Source organism: Kaistella sp. PBT33-4, assembly GCF_029194425.1.
Lineage (GTDB): Bacteria > Bacteroidota > Bacteroidia > Flavobacteriales > Weeksellaceae > Marnyiella.
This window is the reverse complement of sequence record NZ_JARFYL010000004.1, coordinates 371,421-393,865: the sequence shown is the minus strand read 5'-3', so window position 1 is coordinate 393,865 and position 22,445 is coordinate 371,421. Positions and strand designations below refer to the sequence as shown.

The window sequence follows — 22,445 nt, the reverse complement described above, 5'->3', positions numbered from 1 at the left end:
TAGTGTTTTAATGTTTAATGCTTCTGAGTGCACGAATAAAAATTCAGGCACAAAAAAAACCACCGGTCCGAAAATGGGTGATCCTGGAAATCCGAAGTCGACTAAAATTGGATCTGGAAATCGCAGGACGACGGTAGAACTTTAAATAATATGCAGCAATTAAAGTGCCAGGGATATTTAGTTGTAATTGAAAGTCATTATGATAACAAATGTTTAGTTAAAATAGTCAAAAACCATTAGCTGCTTTAATATAAATCTTAAATATTACAAAAAAGATAATTTCGGTTTAGAGAAGTATAAAATACTATAATGCGTATTATCGGTCATGGTTGTGAAATCTGTGTTTTGGCGGGAGAACTGTTTATGCTCCCGCTGATTCCGCTGATTCCTCGGTTGTTTTCTGTGCAAATCTGTGTAATCTGTGTGCTGTAACCGGCGCGGTTTTCAGTTTTACAGCAAAGGTTACGCGAAAAACATCTACAGAAGCAGCGAAAAAGATTGCGGCAAATGTCCGTTACGGGCGGAATGCTGCGGAAAGGTCACCAGGTTCAAGAAACTGGATGACAGCATCCACAAACCGCTGTACGATGAAATGCACGAAAAACTAAGCCGGGACAAGAAATACACCCGTTTTCTCACCAAACGCCGGAGTTCGCGAGTAGAGCCGGTTCTGGGAACGCTCATCAACCACCACAACATGAAATGCGAAGCATTCACGAACACCAATAAAGAAATAAAAACTAGTGAGCAAAATAATCAACTCGCGCGGCATGGCTCAGGCCAATAAACACAGCCTGTCCCGTTCCGGACGGGATTTTGATGGCCGCGCTCACTTATAACCTGAAAAAATACCTGAAGTTCATCACCCGAAAAGTTCACCGCAACTTTCAAATGATGAACCTTCCAAAAGGAAAGTTTCGGTTTTGGCAAAACCGCTTTCCCCTGACTTCACCAGCTTCCATTTAAGCCAACCGAAAATCCGGAAAACTTTCACCGCTAAAAACAAAAACCTCTCTTAAATCGCTTTAAAAGAGGCTGTTTTTTATAGCATTTGGAAACCTAACGCCGGAAAAAGAGGGTTGTGCAACAGCTACCGATGTTACCTGCTGGCGTTCTGTCTTTCGGTGTCACGTTATTCGCTTTTAGGTTGGTCGATTTTGTCATTCGGTTTATCTTTTTTGAAAACTACATCTTTCAAAAAATAGAATGCTGCAAAGACAATTATCCATCCTATTAGTCCAAGTCCTGCTTGCTGTTGTTGAAATAAAAATGTCATATTATCTAATGTTTGTTATTCTAAATGATTTTAAGATTGTTGCAAAGTCCGCTTTCCAATAATCTGCTTCTGAAAGTCGGTAAGAAAGTGTCAAATTGTGCATCCTGTCATTGTTATGAAAGTAATATATGTGCACCAAGACAAACGGCTTGTCTTGTAACTGTCTCTTGTAACTAATGTGAATACAAGACACTCCATTTACTTTTTCAACCTTTAAAGGATACCACTCTATTAACTTTAATCCTGTCCCAAGGAAACTTTGTTGAATTTGCTGTTTGTAAATTGTGTTCAGTTCAGCAATGTCTGCTTGCGTAATTTCAGCTAAGTTGAAATTAAATTTTTCAAAGTCACCTGGTGAACCGAATGTCGTTTCTACCATAACACGAGCATATTTTTCAAAGCCTTCTTTTCCAAATTCATTCAACCCTTTTTGTTGAGCAGTAAGTTGAGAAGCATCAAAGCCTTTTATTTTTTTAATCTCATCAACAAACTCCTTGTATTTTCCTTTTTGGACTTCCATTGTTGGTGGTAAATCAAAACTTCCAACATTTTTAATGTAAATTCTTTCCCAACCTGTCGGTAGTGGAGGTGTTGATGAAACCTGTCCAAAGGAAGATTGAATTAGTAAAAAAGAAAAGAGTATTAAAAATGATGTTTTCTTCATTTTACTTAGGTTTATGGTTATCGTAATTTTTTTGAGCCATACTGTAAAGGAATATTCCTATGGGTAATAATATTATGCCCAATATTGGGTTTCCAATTTCCCCTTTAGAAGTCAGACCGATTACAATGTTTCCACAGCCACCCATTGAAAGTAAAGCTCCAATCATTACCAAGAACGCGTTGCCCAATTGAAAACCTGTCTCCTTAACCATACCGACAACAAGTTTTGAAAACTCATCGAATGCCATTTTAGCAAAACTCTCAGCTTGTTCACGTGCATTCCTTGTCCATTGATTAAGGTCTTCATCTTCAAATTGTGGCTCTCGTTTTGAAGAATATGTGTGTTTGTATTCTTTCTCTTGGTTTGTCTTTTCTTGATATGATGATGAAGTTTGTTCTGTTTTTGCTTTTTGACCATAATAGTATTTATACTCTCGGTCATATTTTGCTCTCGCTTCTTCGTCAAATAAAATAAGATATGCTTCATTGATTTCAATGAATTTTTCGTGTGCATCTGGACTTTTATTTCTGTCAGGATGAAATTGTAAAGCAAGCTGTCTATAAGCCTTTTTAATCTCGTCCTTAGATGCAGTTGGTGAAATACCAAGAGTTTGATAATGGTTAGGTATCATTACTTTTTCAATGTGATGTCTTTGTTTTGGTCATTTGTTTCATCGTCTTTTTTGCCAAACATACTCTTGTAAATAAGTGGAATTGCCAATGCACCAAGCCACATTACTGCTCCACCGCCTGCTTCTTTGATTACAGTCAATACGACAAGAATTACTAAGCACACGAATACGAATACGATTACTTTTCCTGCTTTTCCCATTTTTTTTGTTTTAAAATTTTATTGCCTACTCTGGTCGGTTTTCGGCTTCCCCGTTTTTTTGTCTGCTGTCGCTCTACGCTTGCAGGTAACGTTTTCGGGCTTTGCGTTCGGGCGCGTTTCGGAGCACAAAACTGTCAATATACCACAAAATTTGATGCGAGTTAGAACCTTGAATTAACCACTTCACCCGCCATTGAGCCAAACGCCTGTTACCAGCTGGGCTTCTTCCTTCAGCCGTTAAGTTGTCCTTCATATTCGTCATATAATTCATAACAAATTGATTGGTCGGATAAATACCTTCCAGTATCAAGTTCGGCTTTAAAATACTTGTAATAGTTGTCGTAAGCGTTTCCAAAGATTTCTGTCCAAGCATTGTCTTGCAATTCTGTCAGGATAATATTTTTTACAGTCAATAAGATAAGAATGTGTTGTCCAGGTTTCTTTTTAATTCCGTTCTTCCAAACGACTAAACCGATTTCTATTTTTTCGTTGTCAATTGAAATAATTTGCTCGTAAAGGTATTCGTCTATAGTTGTTGGTTCAATTCTTTGAATGTTACCGTCTTCATCCACTTTGTTGAATGTCAAATTCGTTGTCTCAAAGTCAACTTGTATTGGAAAAACGAGTTTGTCGTGGTCAATTTTTATTTTTTTCTTGTCAACGATTACGTCTGAAAAAACGTGAGTTGTAAAGTCGTTGAGAGTAATTGAGAATTTGTCAGTCGCGATATTTGTTTTTATAATCCAACTGTCGTGAAGCAGACACAAATACTTGTGATAAAGTCCAAGTCGTTGTGCGTTGTCAGCGACCAATTTATTATTTTCTTCAAAAGTCTTTACGTCACTTTCAAAGTCCACAAAATGGTCGGCCAACAATGGTGCAATATCTTGTATGTTTCTTGTCATATTTTCGTTAGTCGTTGTCGTTAAAGCCTTGCTGGTAACTTGTATATATATATCACAAAATTATACATATACAACCGCCAGGCGGGAGATAGGTATCACAAACGTCATACTTTTCATTCAAATATATACAATTACTGCATACGGAAGATGCTTATAATGCGCGTAACTTTCCTAAGGACTTTAAAAAATCCTTAAATTGCCAGGCAATAGAATTCATTTCCAAAATAATGGATAAAACAAAACTCGTGAAAACTGTTAAGGAACGCCTGGCAGGCAAGGCAGCGACCCTTGATGAACTCATCCGGCAAACCCAGGAAGCCAACTCGGAGACCAAAAGCTCAATGGGTGATAAGTACGAGACCAGCCGCGAAATGGTTGCCCAGGAAATCCGTAACCTGCATAGCCAGCTCAGCGAGGTTCGGAACCAGATGGATGCATTGGCAAGGCTTAACAATGCTCCGTGTCAATTGGCGGAGCTTGGTGCCCTTGTGGAAACCGGCGCAGGACTGTTTTATATTGCGGCACCTGTTGGCCAGCTGGAGCTGGAGGGGAGAAAGATTATGACAGTTTCGCCGGAAGCCCCACTGATAAAAGCCATGCAGGGTTGCAGGTCCGGCGATACATTTTCACTCAATAACCGCACTCAAAAGGTTGTTGGTATCGATTGAAATTCCGTATTTTTGAGGTTTTTTACAGTCTAATATTCTATTCCTCCTCATGCGTAACTACCAGGATCTTCTTCAGCATATCATCGACCACGGAACCGACAAAACCGACCGTACCGGTACGGGTACGCGAAGTGTTTTTGGCTATCAGCTCCGCTATGACCTTAGCAAAGGCTTCCCGCTGGTGACGACAAAAAAAGTTCACTTAAAATCAATTATCTACGAATTGCTTTGGTTCCTGAAAGGTGATACCAATATCAAATACCTCACGGACAACGGCGTTACCATCTGGAACGAATGGGCGGATGAAAATGGCGATCTGGGTCCCGTGTACGGCGCACAGTGGCGCAGCTGGACAGGTTCCGACGGTAAAGTGGTGGACCAGATCAGCGAGGTGATTGACCAGATAAAGAAAAATCCGGACTCACGAAGGCTGATCGTTTCCGCCTGGAATGTTTCCGAAATCCCTAATATGGCGCTGGCGCCCTGTCACGCCCTTTTCCAGTTTTATGTGGCCGACGGTAAGCTATCGCTGCAGCTTTATCAGCGCAGTGCCGATGTGTTTCTGGGGGTTCCCTTCAATATCGCAAGTTACGCCCTGCTGCAGATGATGGTGGCTCAGGTCTGCGGCCTGGAAGTAGGGGAATATGTACACACGTTTGGCGATGTACACATCTACAACAACCATTTTGAACAGGTAAATAAACAGCTTTCGCGCACGCCCCGTGCTTTGCCCGTGATGAAGCTTAATCCGGAGGTTAAGGATATCTTCAGTTTTGATTTTGAGGATTTTACTCTGGAGAATTACGATCCTTATCCGGGTATTAAGGCGCCGGTGGCCATTTAATCAGTTATAAAGTACCTGCGGGTGTAAGTTTGAAATCTCATTCCCGAATAAGGTTTGATAAAGTTTGAGGTAGTTTGACCTGTTTATTCATCACCTTATTGTGTCATTGTAGTTATTTTTCAGGATTTTCGTTTGTAACTTAAAGTTGATCTTGCAGACTAATATTCTACATCAAACCTCCACATTATGAATAAAATTGCTACACTTTCGGCTGTATTTGCTTTTTCGGCGGTATTTGCACAGAGTTTCAATACCCAAAAAATGAACAGTTTTATGCAGGCTCTGGACCAGAACCGCAAATTTATGGGAACTGTTGCTGTAGCAGAGAACGGAAAGACGGTTTACAGTAACGCATTCGGGTATGCTGATGTGGAGAATAAGATAAAAAATACACCTGAAACCAGATTCAGGATCGGTTCCATCACTAAAACCTTTACCTCCGTATTGGTCATGAAGGCAGTGGAGGAGAATAAACTGAAACTGGACGAAAAGCTTTCCAAATACTTTCCTCAAATAAAAAATGCCGATAAAATCACGCTGGAACATCTGCTGAACCACCGGAGCGGAATTCACAACGTGACCGCACTGCCCGATTATCTGACCTGGAACAGTAAAGCAATTACACCAAAAGATATGGTGGCTAAAATTACAGCAGCCGGCAGTGACTTCGAACCCGGTAATACCATGAGTTATAGTAATTCCAATTACATCCTGCTCAGTTATATCCTGGAAACAGCATACCAGAAAACCTATGCTAAACTGCTTGAGGAGAAAATAACAAAACCACTGGGTCTTAACAATACCTATTTTGGTAAAGCGATTGATCCCGCCAACAAAGAAGCCTATTCCTATGTCTTTGCTGAAAATTTTGTTAAAGATGCCGAGACGGACATGTCTGTGCCCACAGGTGCCGGTGCCGTAGTGTCCACAACCGGTGACCTGTTGAAGTTTGCCAACGCGCTCTTCGGCGGTAAAGTTGTTTCAGCAGCAAGTCTTGAGAAAATGATGAAGATGACGGATAGTTATGGTTATGGGCTTTTCTCTGTGCCGTTCAACGGTCTTACCGGCTACGGCCATACAGGCGGCATTGACGGGTTCACCTCGGCTCTGTATCATTTTCCTGAAAACAAGACCACTTATGTCATGCTTTCGAACGGCAGTGCCTTCGACAATAACAGGATTGCCATCGCCGCCTTAAGTGCCGCCACCGGAAAGGATTTTGACATCCCAACATTTAAATCAGTTGCTGTAAAAACAGATGACCTGAATAAACTTACAGGTACATATTCGTCTACGCAGATTCCGCTGAAAATTGACGTCCGTTCCAGAGACGGCAAACTGTTTGCGCAGGCTACCGGTCAAAGCGAATTTGCGCTGGATGCTGAAAGCGCGACCGTTTTCAAATTTGAATCTGCCGGTATCGAGCTGCATTTCAATCCCTCCAAAAATGAAATGACCCTGCTGCAGTCCGGAATGAAAATCCCTTTTACAAAAGACAAGAAATGAAGTACCTGAAAATCGTTCCTGAAGATGATTACGACACAGTCAAACTTCAGGAAATCCTGCTCAACATTAAAGGGGTCGCAACTGTGGAAACGGTCGATGAGGAAAACCCTGAGAGTGAACTGAAGAAAGCATTTGACAAAAGTAAGGAGCAACTTAAGAAGGGGCAGTACGAGGATATTGTGAATGACATCTTCGACATCCTCATCCATCCTAAATCAAAATAATCCAACCAATTTTTATATGAAGAAATTAATTGTAGCGGTTTCGCTGCTCGGAATCCTGTTTACGGGACAGCTGCGCGCGCAAACCGAAACTTCAGGCAGAAATGAAATCTACCGTGCCACACATACCAAATCTACAGAGCTTAAGCATACCAAACTGCGCGTAAACTTTGACTATGCAAAGGAGCAGATGAACGGCGAAGCCTGGATTACGGCCTCCCCTTATTTTTATGCATCCGATTCTTTGATCCTGGACGCGAAAGCCATGCTCATTCACGAAGTTGCGCTGGAAAAAAGCGGTGCCAGATCTCCGCTTAAATATACCTACAGCAATGATATACTGAAGATCAATCTGGATAAAAGCTACAACAGGACTCAGGATTATACGGTGTACATAAAGTACACGGCCAGACCCAATGAAGTTACACAGACCGGCAGTGCCGCGATTACTGATGCAAAAGGGCTTTATTTTGTAAATGCACAGGGTACTGACCCAGATAAACCGGTGCAGATCTGGACCCAGGGTGAAACCGAAGCCAGCTCCGCCTGGTTCCCAACCGTGGATAAACCTAACCAGAAAACCACGCAGGAAATCTATATGACAGTTCCTGATAAGTATGTGACCCTTTCAAACGGCCTGATGAAATCTTCAGTCAAGGACGGCAAAGGAATGCGTACCGACCATTGGGTGCAGGACAAAAAGCATGCGCCTTACCTTTTCTTTATGGGGGTAGGCGATTATGCCATTGTGAAAGACAAATGGAGAAATATTGCCGTAGATTATTATGTGGAGAAGGAATACGAGCCTTATGCAAAACAGATTTTCGGGAATACGCCGGAAATGCTTGAATTTTTCTCCACTAAACTTAAATACGACTATCCCTGGTCTAAGTATGCACAGATCACTGCCCGCGATTATGTATCGGGTGCCATGGAAAACACCACAGCTGTGCTGCACCAGGAAGCTGCCCAGCAGAAGCCCGGCGACCTTATTGATGAAAACCGCTGGGAAGATGTGATTGCCCATGAAGCGTTCCATCATTGGTTCGGAAATATCGTGACCACAGAAAGCTGGAGCAACCTGACCGTGAATGAATCTTTCGCCAATTATTCGGAATACCTTTGGAATGAGCATAAGTACGGAAAGGATTACGCCGATTATACGCTGATGAAAGCTGCTCAGGGTTATTATGCGGATCCTGCCAACATTACCAAAGACCTGGTGAGATTTAACTATCACTCCAAAGAGGATATGTTCGACGGTGTTTCTTACAATAAAGGCGGTTCCATCCTGCATATGCTCAGGAATTATCTGGGTGATGACGCTTTTTACGCTGGACTAAATGATTACCTGAAAACCAATGAATACGGTACCGGCGAAGCCTCACAGGTAAGACTTTCGCTGGAGAAAGTTTCGGGTAAGGACCTGAATTGGTTCTTCAATCAGTGGTTTTATGGCAGCGGACATCCAAAACTGTCTTATACAACCACGTATGAGCCTGTTAAAAAGCAGGTAACGGTCACTTTAAGCCAAAACCAGGCAGGCGACGCTTTCGAATTTCCACTGGCGGTTGATGTTTACGAAAACGGAAAGCCCACGCGCCGCAATGTATGGGTGAATGCCAAATCACGTAATATCTTCAGCTTTCCTGTAGCGAAGAACCCGGATTTCATAAATCTGAATGCGGACGGTGTGCTGCTGGCGGAAATTACTGAGAACAAAACTCCGGAGCAGTATTTCATGCAGTATTCCGGTTCCAAAGAGTTTTTAAGCCGTTATAAAGCCGTAGATAATGCTGCAGAGAATTCCGCACAGGCGGCATCTTTAGAAACCTTAACTGCGGCACTTAAAGATCCCAACTTCCGAATCCGGATGCGCGCGCTGGCCGGTCTGGACCTTTCTAAAGCTGATCACAGTAAAGCTGCATTGGCCGAAGTTGAAAAGCTGGCCTCAAACGATCCGAAAACCCTTGTGCAGGCTGCGGCCATTTCAGCATTGGCAAAAACAAAGAACAAGAAGTACCTGCCGGTATTTGAAAAAGGAATCAGTGCTGTTTCCAACTCGGTTAAAGCCGGTTCACTAGCCGCAATCGCCGGAATCGATCCTTCGCGTGTAGGTGCCCTGGCCGACAAAATTGACCTGGAGAGCGCAGGGGAAGATCTGATGACCGAGCTTCTGCCACTGATCGTAAAGAATAAGATAGAAAAGCAGATGCACGCCATCGCCTCTACAGTAGCCTTTTATCCTTTTATTAAATTCCAGAATCCGAAGTTGGGCACCAGCGCGGAAGAAGGATTCAACTGGATCATGACATCAGACAATCTGAAAGCCACCGAAAACCTTACTAAGATCCTGATGCAGGCCAAGGGGCAGATCGGCCAGAACCCGCAGGCTAAAATGATGATCAGCCAGATGCTGAAGGACGGGCTGCAGAAAAAGATGGGTGTGCTGAAAGGCAATCCGAAAAGCCCAACCATCAATCAGCAGGTAGATTTGATCAACAAAGCGATTGAGGCGTATAAATAGGACCACTGTCTTTGGTGGACCGTTAATGAATTAATCAGCCTTTTGTCATTCCGAGCGAATCTATACAGTAGATATTCATATTCCTGAGATTCCTGCGGGATGACAAAGAGTCTGTTTTTTATGTGATGATAAAAAAGGAGTTTCAATTAAATTCGTAATCCGTGTTACATACCGGGCAGATTGCACTGTTTTATGAAAATAACGGCGTGCTGATTTCCGCTGCTGTACTGCTTACGGTGAGATAGCATTCCCTGTATCGTATGCTGATCCAAAAGCAAGATGTTTGGGGACTGCCGGATTAAGTTACAACTTATTGGCCCGGTGCTTTAAGTTTAGTCCAATAGCTTGCGGCGCTTAATCCCACAACAAGGTTTCGGATCACGGCACCGTCATGAGTGGGGAGGATCAATCGCTCGATCATAAAATCTCCTGCGTAATTGGGCAAAAAAAAGCCGCTCTCCATAATGGCAAATGGGTGACCGGGGCTGAAAAATTGAATAATAAACTGAAAAGAGAGAAGGCCATTCGGAAGAGTGGCCTTACTTTTTTCGGATATATTTGTTGAAATTATTCCGCCTCATCCTTCAGATTCACCGTAGTATAAAGATCTGTCCTTCGGTCGCTCATGGTACGTACGGCGCCGTAGTGGTGAAGTTCCTTAAGTAAATTGAGGTCTACATCTACAATCAGGGTCGTTTCCGTGTTTGGGGTAGCTTCTCCTTTAATGGCATTAGACGGAAAAGCAAAGTCGGAAGGTGTAAAGACGGCTGCCTGACCAAACTGGATGTCCATATTATTCACCCCCGGCAGGTTGCCCACACAACCGGCGATGGCCACATAACACTCATTTTCAATCGCCCGTGCCGCAGCGCAGTGCCGCACCCTTGTATAGGCATTTTGCGTGTCGGTTAGGTAGGGAACGAAAAGGATTTTCATGCCCTGGTCGGCCAGTATTCTTGGCAGTTCCGGAAACTCTACGTCGTAGCAGATCACCAAACCAACTTTTCCGCAGTCGGTGTCAATTACTTTAATCTCATTACCGCCTTTCATCCCATAAAATTTCTTCTCATTAGGGGTAATGTGGATTTTTCGGTGCTCGTCTATCCGACCGTCTCGGTGCAGCAGATAGCTTATATTGTACAGGTCATCATTTTCCACAATCGGCATGGAGCCGGCGATAATGTTGATGTTATAGCCAATGGCCAGTTCGGAGATCTTATTCTTTATTTCTTCTGTCAGTTCCGCCAGTTTAAACATACTTTCCCTTTCCGAAAGATGATTGAAAGGAGCCAGCAGCGGCGTGTTGAAAAACTCAGGAAACATAACGAAGTCCGATTTATAATCGGCCATTACATTCACAAAGAATTCAACCTGCTCATAAAAGGCATCAACTGTTTTGAAATGTCTCATCTGCCACTGCACAAGTCCCAGACGGATAACGGAATCCTGCATTGTATTGGGCTTGTTGCTGTAATATATATTATTCCATTGCAGCAGTACCGCGTTTTCCTTGGAATGCAAATCTTCCGGCAGGTAATTTTTCAGAATGCGTACCGGCAGGAAGTTATTGGACAGCTGAAAACTCAGGACCGGATCGTAAATTTCTTTTTTCCGCACCTGCTGAATGTACTCACGAGGCGAAAGTTCGGCACTGTGCAGGTGGTAGTTCGGGATCCGTCCGCCCACCATAATAGATTTCAGGTTGCGGGTTTCGCAAAGTTCCTTCCGTGCATCGTACAGCCGGCGTGCAAGCCTTAATTTCCGGTACTCAGGATCCACAAAAACTTCAATTCCGTAAAGCACATCACCCGTGTCCGAGTGAGTGCTGAATGTATAGTTGCCGGTAATTTCTTTATAAGTATGATCGTCGCCGAACATTTTATACTGAACTATAAGTGCCAGCGATACTGCCGCAATTTTACCGTCTACGGTGATACAGATCTGTCCGTCCGGGAAGATTCGCAGCAACTTTTGTATGCTCTTTTTGGACCAGATGCTCTCGGACATGGTAGGATAAGCCTTCTTCATTGTTTCGCGAAGCTCGTCATAGTCTTCAATTGCCAGGGGTCTGATGTCTATCTGCATAAAAAAAATATTTTAGTGTAATTAGGTTCCGTTTACGGTTGCGCACCGACACTCAAAATTATTCCGTAAGAAGTTTCAGATTAAAGAGGTATTTCCTCACCTTCAATGAATTTCTCGCCTGTAATTCGGGTTACCAGCATGGAGGCCACTGTATCGCCGCTTGAATTCAAAAGCGTAGCCAGCGGATCAACCAATGTGCCCAAAATCATAACCGCGGGAATGGCTTCTACCGGCAGCTGGTATACTGAAATCATCAGCATTTCACCTACATATCCGCCATTGGGTATACCTCCGGCAACTATGCTTACAAAGACCGTAATTCCCAAAGCTAAGAGCAGATTAATTGGGTCAAAAAAATCCTGCCCGATAATCAGGAACGCCACATAGATCTTGATGATGGACGACATGGACGAACCGTCTTTGTGCAGGGTGCTGCCCAGTGGAATCACGATATTCGCTATGGTAGCCGGTACTCCTATCCTTGATGCTGCCTGCAGGTTAGCCGGCATCGTTGCAAAACTGCTGCAGGTGGAAATTGCAGTAAGACCCGGATAGATATTGTTTTTCCAGAATCTGCGGACACCATCCGGACCCATAGCCATAAATGCATAAAGGGAGAAAAAGACAATAAAATAAACAGTACCGGCGGCATAATAAAGTCCGAGTGGCTTCGCATAGAACCCAAAAAGCTGAGGACCAACAGTTGCTACCTGATAGGCGAAATAAGCACCCAAACCTATGGGCGCAGCTTTCATCACCATTAACAGCAGTTCCTTCATCACCTCGTACCCTGAAGCCAGAAAAAGGCTGAAAGGTTGGCCTGCCGCGCCGCTTTTGCGCGCTGCCATTCCTGTAAGAAAGGCAAAGATGAGCAGCGCCAGCATATTTCGCCTGGAAAAGAGTTCTGTGAATTCGCCCACTGAGAAAAACCTGACCAATCGGTCCCTCCAGCTGTCGTCTGATGCAACTTCAGGTAAAACTTCGCCAGTTGAAGGCAGCGCTTCGGTAGGGAAGAAGTAAACCACACCTACTGTAAAAATAGCCGCAATAAGGATGGTAAAAAGAAAGGTACCGGCCATGCTGAAAATAATGCGGCCGAAACGCGACTGCTGCTCCAGTGATGCAATGGAATTGGCCACCGCGAAAAATACCAGCGGTACTACACTTACGAAAAGGAGATTCAGGAAAATATCGCCCAGCGGTTTAAGATATTCTACTGCCTGCGGCCAGAAAATGCCCAAAATACTGCCCGCAATTATCCCGGCCAGTAAAAGCAGAAGGCCTGAATAGTTTTTCAGCACTGAATTCATAAAGACTTTTTTTTCAAAGTTAATTGAAATTATGTTGTAAAATCTGTAATTTTGAAGAAAGCCCCACATAAAATGGCATATATCGATTACTACAAAATACTTGGAATAGCCAAAACAGCCACGCCCGAGGAGGTAAAAAAGGCCTACAGGAAACTGGCCCGCAAATATCATCCCGATGTGAATCCGGGCGATAAAGAGGCCGAGAGAAAATTTAAGGAAATCAATGAGGCCAATGAAGTCCTGAGCAATGCTGAAAACCGTTCAAAATATGATAAATACGGCGAGCACTGGCAGCACGGCGAAGAGTACGAAAGAGCACAGCAACAGCAACGCAGGCAAAAGCAGGCACAGGGCACCGGTGATTTCGGTGGATTTTCAGGTGCTGATTTTGGTGAGGGCGAAGACTTTTCAGATTTCTTTCAGAGCATGTTTGGTGGCGGTGGAGGAGGCTTCAGGAATGCACGTGGCTCTGCCTCCGGGAAATTCAGGGGGCAGGATATTTCTGCAGAACTGCAGCTTCATTTAAGGGATGCCGCACGAACGCATCAGCAAACGTTTGAAATCAACGGAAAGAAAGTCCGGATTACAATACCGGCCGGACTTCATGACGGGCAAAAGATAAAACTTGCCGGGCACGGCAATCCGGGATATAACGGCGGACCCAGCGGCGACCTCTATATCACTTTCGCCATAGCGGAAGACCCCCATTTTACACGAAACGGGGATGACCTGGCCGCTGTGGTTACCATCGATCTTTATACCGCGATGTTAGGAGGCGAGGTAAAGGTGAAAACCCTGGATGGTGAAGTAAACCTGAAGGTGAAACCCGAAACCCAAAACGGTACAAAAGCCCGGCTGAAAGGTAAAGGATTTCCGGTCTACAAAAAAGAGGGTCAGTATGGTGACCTGTATGTTAGCTACAGTATTGAGTTGCCGAAAAATCTGACGGCGCGGGAAAAGGAACTGTTTGCAGAACTTCAAAAACTTAGGAAATGAGCCAGAGAATATCACGTGAGGAGCTTGTAACGCTCTACAATATAGAAATCAATTTTTTTGATGAGCTTGAAGAATCCGGACTGTTGAAAACGGAAACTGAAGACGAGGTGAAGTATCTTTATTATGAAGATTTACCGGCGTTTGAACGCTTTGTAAACTGGCATTATGACCTGGAGGTGAACCTGCCGGGACTGGAAGTCATCAGCCATTTGCTGGACCAGATTGAAACGCTGCAGGCAGAGAGAAGAAACCTTTTCTACCGGAAAGGACACAATTTCATTTTAGGAAATGAAGAAGAATAGCTTAGTCGATCTGAAGTTGCAGCTAATTAAAGATAACCACATAAGATAAAACCCCTTAACCAAAAGCCAAAGGGGTTTATTATGAAATCTTGTTTTCTTAAAATTAATCCAGCCAGCCCATCTGTTTCATCCAGTCGTCGTTATAGATCTTGCCTACGTAACGGGAGCCGTGATCATGCAGAAGCACTACAATGATATCATCCTTCGTGAATTTATCCTGCATCTGCTTCAGTGCAGCGATGGCGCTTCCTGCTGAATAGCCGCAGAAAATACCCTCTTCTTTAGCCAGTTTCCTGGCGTAGACGGCACCGTCTTTATCCGTTACCTTTTCAAAATGGTCGATGACGCTCATGTCGTAGTTTTCCGGCAGGATGTCTTCGCCAATACCTTCAGTAATATAGGCATAAGCATTTTCCGGATGGATTTCACCGGTTTCGTGAATTTCCTTCAGTATGGAACCGTAAGTATCCACACCAGTAATGTGGATATTGGGATTGCGCTCTTTAAAGAATCTGCCGCAGCCTGTAACGGTACCTCCTGTTCCGGCGCCGGCCACAAAATGCGTCAGTTTACCTTCTGTCTGTTCCCAGATTTCCGGTGCTGTTTGCTCGTAATGGGTCTCGCGGTTGGAAAGGTTGTCATATTGGTTCACGTACCAGCCATTTTCTGTCTGCTCCGCCAGACTTTTGGAAACAGAATAGTAGGAACGCGGATCATCCGGGGTTACGTCGGTAGGGCAAACAATAACCTCGGCACCTACGGCGCGAAGGATATCACATTTCTCCTTGGACTGTTTGTCGTTCGTAACGAAAATACATTTATAACCTTTTACGATTGCTGCCAGGGCCAGTCCCATTCCTGTATTTCCGGAAGTTCCTTCCACGATCGTTCCGCCGGGTTTCAGACGGCCGTCTTTTTCCGCATCCTCAATCATCTTTACGGCCATACGGTCTTTCACGGAGTTTCCGGGGTTAAAGGTCTCCACTTTCGCCAAAACCAAAGCCGGGAAATCTTCGCCCAAAACTTTATTGAGTTTTACCAGAGGTGTATTGCCAATGGTTTCTAATATATTATTAGCAAATTTCATATCTGAACTTTTTATTTTTATGTGTATTTAATGGATTTGGCCGGCGATATCTTGGAGATCAGATAGCTCGGGAATATCATAGCGAATGCCGACACCAAAAGGATTCCTGCCGAAATAACCAGGGGAATCAGCGGATTAAGGTCCACCGGAACTGTACTGATATAATAGTTCTCGGGATTAAGCTCAATAATTCCGAAAACTTCCTGTAGCCCAAGCAGGACCAGACCGATCAGATTGCCAAACACCAGTCCCGGTACCATGATCAGCAAGGTGTAATAAATGAATAGCATCCGGATCTGAGCGTTGCTGGCACCCAAAGTCTTAAGCAAACCTATGGAATTGGTACGTTCGATGATCAGAATGAGCAGGACCATTACGATGTTAATGATCACTACAATGAGCATGATGACGATGATTACCGCGATATTATTGTCGAAGATATTGATCCAGTCTACGATTTGCGGGTATTTTTCAGTAGCTTTTTCGGTATAGTTCTTCAGGCCTACACTGCGTTCAATTTCGGGCGCTGCGTTTTCAATGTCATCAACATTTTTCAGGAAAATATCAATGCCGCCCACGTCATCCTTTTTCATATCCAGGATTTTGCGCGCATGGTTGATGTCGCCCAGGATAAACTGGTCGTCAATCATCTTGATGTCGGTCTTGTAAATGCCCACCACCTCAAAATTCCTGTAAATGGGCTGTTGGTTCTGTTTTGAAAATATAGCAACTATGCTGTCTTTCACACCTAAATGCAGGTCACTGGCAATCTTCTCAGAAATTACCACACCGTTGTTATAGCCATCTTCGGTGACCTTTGGCGTTGTACCGCTAATGATGAATTTCCTGAAGCGGTCATGATCAAAATCTTTTCCAATGCCCTTCATCACCACGCCGGCAAAGTTGTGCTCATTCCGAAGAATGCCGCTTGCGCTTACATAGTTCTGCGCTGTAGCTACATCGGGATTGGCCCTTATTTTCTTGAGGTCGAGACCGTTTTTGTCCAGAACCGAGGAATCGTAAGAAGAATTGGAGCGCTTGGATTTTATGTTAATATGTCCGCTGAAGTCGGCCATCCGCAGTTTGATGGCTTCCTTGGAGCCGAATCCTACAGAAACTGTGAGCAGGGAGACAATGATGCCGAGAGCTACAGAAAGCCTGCCGATAAAGATGATAATCCGTGAGAGATTATTTTTGTTATCTTTGGAAAAAGCTATTTTTTTGGAAAAATATAACGGAAACTTCAAGCAGATGATTTTAGCTGCCAAAATTAGAGATTTAGTTCTTATTTGCCTAATATTTTTAGCAATAAACCCCTTAAGTGCCCAAAAGACAGACTGTTTTCTGGCTGCTGCCGACAGGCATGAGCTTTATCTTCCTCTTCTTAAAAATAAAAATGTAGGAATAGTAACCAACCAGACAGGCCTGCTGAAAGACCGCACACACCTTGTGGATTTCCTGGTAAAGAATGACATTAAAATCAAGTCCATCTTTGCGCCGGAACACGGCTTCCGCGGAACTGCAGATGCTGGTGAACATGTAAAGAGCGGAGTAGATACCAGAACAGGTATCCGCATCGTTTCCCTTTACGGTAACAATAAAAAACCCACACCCGACCAGATGAAAGGTCTGGACGTTATCCTTTTCGACATCCAGGATGTCGGCGTGCGCTTTTATACGTATATCTCCACACTGACCTATGTAATGGAAGCAGGTGCTGAAAACAATGTGGAAGTGATCGTGCTGGACAGGCCCAACCCGCACGACGGTTATACCGATGGCCCTGTGCTGAAGGAAAAGTTCACGAGTTTTGTAGGTATGCATAAGGTTCCGGTGGTATATGGACTTACGATGGGTGAATACGGAAATATGGTGAACGGCGAAAAATGGCTGAAAAACGGAGTTAAGGCAAAATATACCGTTATTCCGATGCTGGGGTATCATAAGACCCAGCGATACGGTATGCTGGAAAAACCTTCGCCCAACCTTCCCAATGAAAAATCGGTCAACCTGTATCCAAGTCTCTGCTTTTTTGAAGGTACGCAGGTTTCTGTGGGTCGCGGTACAGCATTGCCGTTTCAGATCTATGGCTCGCCCTGGACCAGAAGTTTACCTTATCAGTTCACACCCCGGCCAACCGAAGGTGCCAAAGACCCTTTCCTGAACGGAAAACTTTGCTACGGTGAGAACTTATCTGATAACAGTGAAATTTTGCGCAGGATTAATCTGGAGTGGTTGCTGAAGGCTTACAAAGAGTATAAGAGCCCACAGCAGGATTTCTTCCTCAAGAATCTCTTTTTTGATAAACTTGCCGGTACAGACGAACTGCGCAGGCAGATCATTGCAGGAAAATCTGAAGAAGAGATCAGGGCCAGCTGGAAGGAGGGCCTGGCTGAATTTGAGAAAATCAGGACCCGATACCTTCTATACCCCAATTAAAATTTCCGTTTATGCGCCGTTTAATTGTCTTTTCTTTTGTCTTTATGCAGTGGTTTGCCCTGAGTGCACAAACCTCACTTAATGCGGGCAGAATTACGGCGGAAAATTATTACGAGGAAATTCCCTTTGAGTATGAAAACCGGTTTATCATTATTGAGGTGCTTTACAGGGACAATACTGAAAAATTCCTGTTTGATACGGGAGCTGCCAATGTGCTTTTTGGTGAAAGCAGCGTCAGCGCATCCGGCACATCTGTCAAAATTCGTGACTCTAATAATAACCAGGTTCAGGCGGGCATGATCACCGCTCAGCAGTTCAGGATCGGCAGTCTGGATTTTGACGGCATGACTTTCATTCATTATCCTGAAGAAAATATCCTTAGCAAATGTTTCGGCGTGAAAGGTATTATCGGGCCTAATTCATTTGCAAAGTCCGCTGTACAGATTGATTTTGGCCGGAAGCTCATTATTGTAACCAATGACCGCAGCAAACTGGACCTTAGCAGGCACAACCTGTTCCGCATGAACAGTAAGAGCAGGCAGCTGCTCCCTTTTGTTTATTTTGGCCATCAGGGTTCGGGGTCGGTAGAGGTGAACTACCTGCTGGACAGTGGCTTTTCCGGTGCCGTCTATCTTGCTGAAGCAGACCGTAAGAAACTGCAGAAGAAGGACGCGATTGCTGAAACTGAGACCGGTCGCGGTACGGTTGCATATTCTTTGTTCGGACAGAATGATGACCAGAACCTGATGCGCGTACGGCTGAAGAATCCGCTCACCTTTGCCGGCCTTTCCCGTCATGAAGATTATGTTTTCATCTCCAAAGACAATGACAGTAAGATAGGCAATGAGATCATGGAAAAACTTAACCCTATTTTTGATTTTGACAGAAAAGAAGTGTATTTGCTGGCCACTCCCCAGCAGATGTATGCCGAAAAGAGAAATATAGCTACGGTCGCCGACGGAAAAAAGCTGAAAATCGCCTCCCTGTGGGGAGAACTCCTGAAAACGGCTTCGGTGGGCGACGAGATTGTGGCACTGGATCAGGTGGAAGTGCTGCCCACGGATCTCTGTACCTCACTGAAAAACCGCGACGGATTGTTTGCCGGTGTAAAGCTCATTCGGGCGGTAAACCAGAAGACAGGCAAAACATACGAGTTGCCCATACGTTAAGTGTTGCCCCCTTTTAATCAAAATCATGCGGTGGCCGGTCGCCGTCGTTACGGTTGCGGTATACAAACCACATACCTATAGTAAGACCCGCCACGCCTGCCCCCGCCGTCATCAGTGCACGCTGCAGTCTGTCAGCTTCCGGGTTGCCGATGTAATTCATCAGGAACAGAATCAGGAAGGTTATTGTGGCAACAATAAGGTATTTGTAGCTTTTTATATTCATTATTTTATTTTATAAGAGAGCATCACACCGCCGCGGTACGGAATCCATTCGCCGCTGCGGTTCCAGCCTGTAATTTCATCATATCTCACCCCCAAGGTTTCGTGATAGCCTTTGTAGAAGCTCTGCAGGTTCCCGCCACCAGCAAAAAGATCAATGTTCCAGTTCTCTGAAAGTTGAAACTGGTAACCCACTGTGGCTCCCAGCATCACTCCAAAACCGTCCTGATAAAGATCCAACTCATTATATATGGGCGAACTTGGTGTCAGCTGAAATGGTCTGCCACCCCAATGGTTCCATTTTTGAGCAATAAAACGTACTGCTCCCAGATTGGCACCTACATACCACTTTCTGAAAGCGCCTTTGAAGTAATACCGGCCCTCCAGTCCTGCCATGTAAAGCTGTGCCTGATGACCCGAAAAAGATTTCCAGGGTGAGACCAGGGCATCGGCCTGTACTGTAAACTTCCCGCTGAGCTGGTATTCTGCGCCCACATTCACTACGCCAACAGGCAGCAAGAGTGCATTTCCTTTTATATAAAGCGCTTTGGAATCCTGTGCCGCAGCCAGCACCACAGTACACACAAGGAGTGCGGAGTATAGTTTTTTCAAATAATTCAGTTTAGAGCTCGGTTAGTAATTTTTCAGCCGCGCTGCTGTCGGCACCTTTTTGTTTTGCCAGTCTTACAGCAGCCTCAGCATACATTTTTGCTTCCGCCTTCTTGCCGGATTTCTGGTAAAGTTTGGCGAGGATATAGCTGTTTTCCGGAGTTTCACGCATCTGCACCGAACGCTCGGCCCATTGCTGTGCTGCTTTCAGTGCCGCCGGGTCAGTGGCTTTTTCAGAAAATATCCAGGCCGCCTTCAGTTGCTCAGTAGGATCTGCCTTTGTATTGTTCTGAAAGTAAGCCAGGGCAGCTGCCTGATAGGCCGCGAAATTGTCGGATTGTTCGTAAAAGTCCAGCTTACGGCGGTTCAGTTCCCTCTCGGCAGCTTCCTTTCCAACCAGGGGCTCAGTTTCCTTTAAAAACTGCGTTGTGTTCACGGTTTTGGCTTTCATGTCAACTGAGGTTTCCCAGGATTTCTGGATTTTCAGCTGATTATCGAACTGCTCAAAGGTCTGCGCCGGAAAATGCTGCAGTAATGCACTCTGGTTTTTCTTGAAGACACTGTAATTGGGGTCATCCACGCTTTTGATTGCGAACATCAGGTATCCAACCTCCTCCTTGGTGAATTCTGGGGTCATCTTGTTTTTAAAATACCTTTCCGACGCCTGCTTTGCAAAATCATAGTCGGTCTCAGCATGCAGTTTGATGATGTTGATGAGGAATTGCGGGTCTTTTTCGCCTTTTTCAAAACGGGCTTTCATGGAACCCATATTTTTTACGGCTGAATGGGCTTCCTTTCCTAACTCCAGAAAAGTAGATTCCGGCATATAGCCCATGTTTCGCGATACCAGCTGTCCGTCACCATTGATGAAGAGAAAAGTGGGGTAGGAGCGTACACCGTAACGGGCTGCCAGCTCCAGGCCTTCACCCTTTTCCATATCAAATTTTCCGTTAATGAAATTGGCGTTATAGTAATCGCCCACTGTTTTCTGGCTGAAGACATTCTTGTCCATGAGCTTACAGGGACCGCACCACACGGCCATGGCATCGATAAAAATAAGTTTGTTTTCTTTTTTGGCCTGCGCCAGCATTTCACTGAAGGTGTTTTTCCGGAACTGTATGCCGTCCTGCGCGGCAAAACTGAGGGACAGAAGCAGCGCAAGAGCTGCAAATATATTTTTCATTCTCTGATTTAAAGGTTTGGAGAGCGAAGATAAATAATATTTTTTTGAAAAATAAGTTGAACTGTTTGAGTTTGCATTGGCAACTGCATGAAAGCATAAACTTCCAGTTAGCTATCTTTAGGAATTGCGTAAGGAACATTTGTCCCTTTGGACTGGACTGCGACGTCGAAATTTTTCAATATCCGGAGTTAATAAAGAAAGAAATCCTTCTGAAAGACTGCTTTGTAGGTTTAATTTTAAAATCGAAACTTTCACAGACGGTCAAAAAGCTGCCGAAACTTCCTTTTAACGGGCTTTCATTTTTGGTCTGCCAAGCCCAATGAAAGCTTAGCTATAAGGTGTAGTCTCTCTATTTGATTAATTTAGTTGATTCTGTTTGATTGTCATTCAGATCAGTTACAGTTAAAATGTACAATCCACGATCTTGTGTTATTTCATTCAGAAAAATGCTGTCTGTACTTTTAAATTGATTTTCGTAGATATTCTGACCAGCAGTATTGGTTATTACAATTTTAAAAAACCTGACTTTAGGATCGATTACGATTTTTGAAGTTTCATCAATTGGGTTTTTTGTAATAGTTAGTTTAAGGTTCTTCTTCTCAAAATTTTGAACATTTAATAAAATCGGATTGTTTCTGCATTCAATTGTCGTAACAGAATTATTGGAGTTTAGAATAATTGGATAAATGTCTGAATCTGAATCTATACTAACAACATTTTGCAAGAAAGGTGTTTGAGAAGTAGGAAAGGATTTTGAAACCAATATTACGTTTGTGTTTAATGTTGAAAGATTTCCAGTGGTCATATTTCCATATGTTGTCACATAATTCATAAAATCAGTTTTATTAAAATTTGAATTCAAATTTGGGATATTTTCCAATTTTGCATAATACTGATACAGACCATTATTCTGCTGATAGCAATTTAGTTGAGCGAAGGACAGATCAATGGTCATAAATAAAAACAGGATCATTAGTTTGTCTTTCATATCATTAATTTTTGTATTTCTTGTGAGTTGACAGCTAACTGCCGGGTATTTTTGTAATAGAAGGTTATGATAGCGGTGTTTGTAAAGATAACAAAAAGGATAATAACTCAAAATCGTTGTATTATTTACCTTCATTCCCGCTAAAAGAAGTAGCATGTTAAATAATACCAACCGCGGCCTTGCCTCTCTTCTGTTTAAAATTTTGGTAAAAAAAACAATAAAACCGTTAAAATGAAAAGTCTCTCTAAAAACTGCATTGGGATCCTAAATCGTAATACCGACTACTTCATCGAATGTTAAAAAAATCACCGTCGGTTCCACTTGTGGCGCGGGGTTAACTGGCTCTTAGGTCTAACCTCTGCGACTTTAAAAAAAGTCAAATACGAACACATTTCACAACTTTTGAACATCGCCGCTTTCATGTCCCGCCGCGCGAAAAAAACTGCATAAAAAAACCACCTACATTGCTGTAAGTGGTTTGTGGTTTCTCCAGGGATCGAACCAGGGACACACGGATTTTCAATCCGTTGCTCTACCAACTGAGCTAAGAAACCGTTAACTTCTGTTGTTTTAAGTGCTGCAAAAATAGAATCTTTTTGCATGCGGCGCAAGTATT

General features: G+C 43.7%; 23 protein-coding genes and 1 tRNA gene. 10 read left to right on the top strand and 14 right to left on the bottom strand.

Features of this window, described 5'->3' with window-relative positions; genetic code table 11:
- The first annotated feature begins 421 nt into the window (after nucleotides 1-421).
- Nucleotides 422-787 carry a transposase gene (locus P0M11_RS10625; RefSeq protein ID WP_275625633.1) on the top strand — a complete coding sequence of 122 codons (366 nt, stop codon included), beginning with the start codon at nucleotides 422-424 and terminating at the stop codon, nucleotides 785-787.
- Between the two features lie 345 nt (nucleotides 788-1,132).
- Here P0M11_RS10625 and P0M11_RS10620 read toward each other — a convergent pair whose 3' ends face one another.
- The 5 genes from P0M11_RS10620 to P0M11_RS10600 form a co-directional block, all read right to left on the bottom strand.
- Nucleotides 1,133-1,276, bottom strand: a complete 144-nt coding sequence (locus P0M11_RS10620; protein ID WP_275625632.1) for a hypothetical protein — start codon at nucleotides 1,274-1,276, stop codon at nucleotides 1,133-1,135.
- Between the two features lies 1 nt (nucleotide 1,277).
- Nucleotides 1,278-1,940, bottom strand: coding sequence for a hypothetical protein (locus P0M11_RS10615; protein ID WP_275625631.1), 663 nt, complete (start codon nucleotides 1,938-1,940; stop codon nucleotides 1,278-1,280).
- Between the two features lies 1 nt (nucleotide 1,941).
- Nucleotides 1,942-2,571, bottom strand: a complete 630-nt coding sequence (locus P0M11_RS10610; protein WP_275625630.1) for a DnaJ domain-containing protein — start codon at nucleotides 2,569-2,571, stop codon at nucleotides 1,942-1,944.
- Nucleotides 2,571-2,771 carry a hypothetical protein gene (locus P0M11_RS10605; protein ID WP_275625629.1) on the bottom strand — a complete coding sequence of 67 codons (201 nt, stop codon included), beginning with the start codon at nucleotides 2,769-2,771 and terminating at the stop codon, nucleotides 2,571-2,573. Before P0M11_RS10605 ends, P0M11_RS10610 begins: the two co-directional genes overlap by 1 nt.
- A 230-nt stretch (nucleotides 2,772-3,001) precedes the next feature.
- The gene (locus P0M11_RS10600; RefSeq protein WP_275625628.1) at nucleotides 3,002-3,676 is read right to left on the bottom strand and encodes a hypothetical protein; all 675 of its coding nucleotides are present in this window, start codon (nucleotides 3,674-3,676) and stop codon (nucleotides 3,002-3,004) included.
- A 227-nt stretch (nucleotides 3,677-3,903) separates the two neighbouring features.
- Here P0M11_RS10600 and P0M11_RS10595 point away from each other — a divergent pair, with 227 nt between their 5' ends.
- From P0M11_RS10595 to P0M11_RS10575, 5 genes are all read left to right on the top strand, one after another.
- Nucleotides 3,904-4,344 (top strand): hypothetical protein, encoded by a 441-nt coding sequence (locus P0M11_RS10595; protein ID WP_275625627.1) that lies wholly within the window; start codon nucleotides 3,904-3,906, stop codon nucleotides 4,342-4,344.
- A gap of 49 nt (nucleotides 4,345-4,393) precedes the next feature.
- Nucleotides 4,394-5,188, top strand: coding sequence for a thymidylate synthase (locus tag P0M11_RS10590; RefSeq protein WP_275625626.1), 795 nt, complete (start codon nucleotides 4,394-4,396; stop codon nucleotides 5,186-5,188).
- 186 nt (nucleotides 5,189-5,374) lie between these two features.
- Nucleotides 5,375-6,694 (top strand): serine hydrolase domain-containing protein, encoded by a 1,320-nt coding sequence (locus P0M11_RS10585; protein ID WP_275625625.1) that lies wholly within the window; start codon nucleotides 5,375-5,377, stop codon nucleotides 6,692-6,694.
- A complete protein-coding gene (locus tag P0M11_RS10580; protein ID WP_275625624.1) occupies nucleotides 6,691-6,918 on the top strand; it encodes a hypothetical protein in 228 nt (75 codons plus the stop codon). Before P0M11_RS10585 ends, P0M11_RS10580 begins: the two co-directional genes overlap by 4 nt.
- 16 nt (nucleotides 6,919-6,934) lie before the next feature.
- Nucleotides 6,935-9,442, top strand: a complete 2,508-nt coding sequence (locus tag P0M11_RS10575) for a M1 family metallopeptidase (RefSeq protein ID WP_275625623.1) — start codon at nucleotides 6,935-6,937, stop codon at nucleotides 9,440-9,442.
- 567 nt (nucleotides 9,443-10,009) lie between these two features.
- Here the strand turns inward: P0M11_RS10575 and P0M11_RS10570 are convergent.
- Together P0M11_RS10570 and P0M11_RS10565 are read right to left on the bottom strand one after the other, a co-directional pair.
- A complete protein-coding gene (locus P0M11_RS10570) occupies nucleotides 10,010-11,527 on the bottom strand; it encodes a bifunctional GNAT family N-acetyltransferase/carbon-nitrogen hydrolase family protein (protein WP_275625622.1) in 1,518 nt (505 codons plus the stop codon).
- A gap of 80 nt (nucleotides 11,528-11,607) precedes the next feature.
- Nucleotides 11,608-12,837 carry a dicarboxylate/amino acid:cation symporter gene (locus tag P0M11_RS10565; protein ID WP_275625621.1) on the bottom strand — a complete coding sequence of 410 codons (1,230 nt, stop codon included), beginning with the start codon at nucleotides 12,835-12,837 and terminating at the stop codon, nucleotides 11,608-11,610.
- Between the two features lie 72 nt (nucleotides 12,838-12,909).
- Between P0M11_RS10565 and P0M11_RS10560 the strand changes: the two genes are divergently transcribed.
- Together P0M11_RS10560 and P0M11_RS10555 are read left to right on the top strand one after the other, a co-directional pair.
- Nucleotides 12,910-13,833 (top strand): J domain-containing protein, encoded by a 924-nt coding sequence (locus tag P0M11_RS10560; RefSeq protein ID WP_275625731.1) that lies wholly within the window; start codon nucleotides 12,910-12,912, stop codon nucleotides 13,831-13,833.
- Nucleotides 13,830-14,135 carry a chaperone modulator CbpM gene (locus tag P0M11_RS10555; protein WP_275625620.1) on the top strand — a complete coding sequence of 102 codons (306 nt, stop codon included), beginning with the start codon at nucleotides 13,830-13,832 and terminating at the stop codon, nucleotides 14,133-14,135. The genes P0M11_RS10560 and P0M11_RS10555 overlap by 4 nt, the downstream gene beginning before the upstream one ends.
- Before the next feature lie 103 nt (nucleotides 14,136-14,238).
- Here the strand turns inward: P0M11_RS10555 and P0M11_RS10550 are convergent, their stop codons facing one another.
- Nucleotides 14,239-15,222, bottom strand: a complete 984-nt coding sequence (locus P0M11_RS10550; protein ID WP_158064233.1) for a pyridoxal-phosphate dependent enzyme — start codon at nucleotides 15,220-15,222, stop codon at nucleotides 14,239-14,241.
- 17 nt (nucleotides 15,223-15,239) lie between these two features.
- Nucleotides 15,240-16,469 (bottom strand): FtsX-like permease family protein, encoded by a 1,230-nt coding sequence (locus tag P0M11_RS10545; RefSeq protein ID WP_158064232.1) that lies wholly within the window; start codon nucleotides 16,467-16,469, stop codon nucleotides 15,240-15,242.
- A gap of 4 nt (nucleotides 16,470-16,473) precedes the next feature.
- On the opposite strand from P0M11_RS10545, the gene P0M11_RS10540 reads away from it, so the two are divergent.
- Together P0M11_RS10540 and P0M11_RS10535 are read left to right on the top strand one after the other, a co-directional pair.
- Nucleotides 16,474-17,661 (top strand): DUF1343 domain-containing protein, encoded by a 1,188-nt coding sequence (locus P0M11_RS10540; protein ID WP_275625730.1) that lies wholly within the window; start codon nucleotides 16,474-16,476, stop codon nucleotides 17,659-17,661.
- 11 nt (nucleotides 17,662-17,672) lie between these two features.
- On the top strand, nucleotides 17,673-18,830 hold the full coding sequence (locus P0M11_RS10535) for a hypothetical protein (RefSeq protein ID WP_275625619.1): 1,158 nt from the start codon (nucleotides 17,673-17,675) through the stop codon (nucleotides 18,828-18,830).
- Between the two features lie 13 nt (nucleotides 18,831-18,843).
- On the opposite strand, the gene P0M11_RS10530 is transcribed toward P0M11_RS10535, so the two are convergent.
- From P0M11_RS10530 to P0M11_RS10510, 5 genes are all read right to left on the bottom strand, one after another.
- The gene (locus tag P0M11_RS10530; RefSeq protein WP_275625618.1) at nucleotides 18,844-19,053 is read right to left on the bottom strand and encodes a hypothetical protein; all 210 of its coding nucleotides are present in this window, start codon (nucleotides 19,051-19,053) and stop codon (nucleotides 18,844-18,846) included.
- Nucleotides 19,053-19,661 (bottom strand): DUF3575 domain-containing protein, encoded by a 609-nt coding sequence (locus P0M11_RS10525; protein WP_275625617.1) that lies wholly within the window; start codon nucleotides 19,659-19,661, stop codon nucleotides 19,053-19,055. The genes P0M11_RS10530 and P0M11_RS10525 overlap by 1 nt, the downstream gene beginning before the upstream one ends.
- A gap of 10 nt (nucleotides 19,662-19,671) precedes the next feature.
- On the bottom strand, nucleotides 19,672-20,841 hold the full coding sequence (locus P0M11_RS10520; protein WP_275625616.1) for a thioredoxin family protein: 1,170 nt from the start codon (nucleotides 20,839-20,841) through the stop codon (nucleotides 19,672-19,674).
- Nucleotides 20,842-21,190: 349 nt separating this feature from the next.
- Entirely contained in the window at nucleotides 21,191-21,829 is a 639-nt protein-coding gene (locus tag P0M11_RS10515; RefSeq protein WP_275625615.1) for a T9SS type A sorting domain-containing protein, read from the bottom strand.
- Nucleotides 21,830-22,310: 481 nt separating this feature from the next.
- Nucleotides 22,311-22,383: transfer RNA gene (locus P0M11_RS10510), tRNA-Phe, on the bottom strand.
- Nucleotides 22,384-22,445 lie beyond the last annotated feature (62 nt).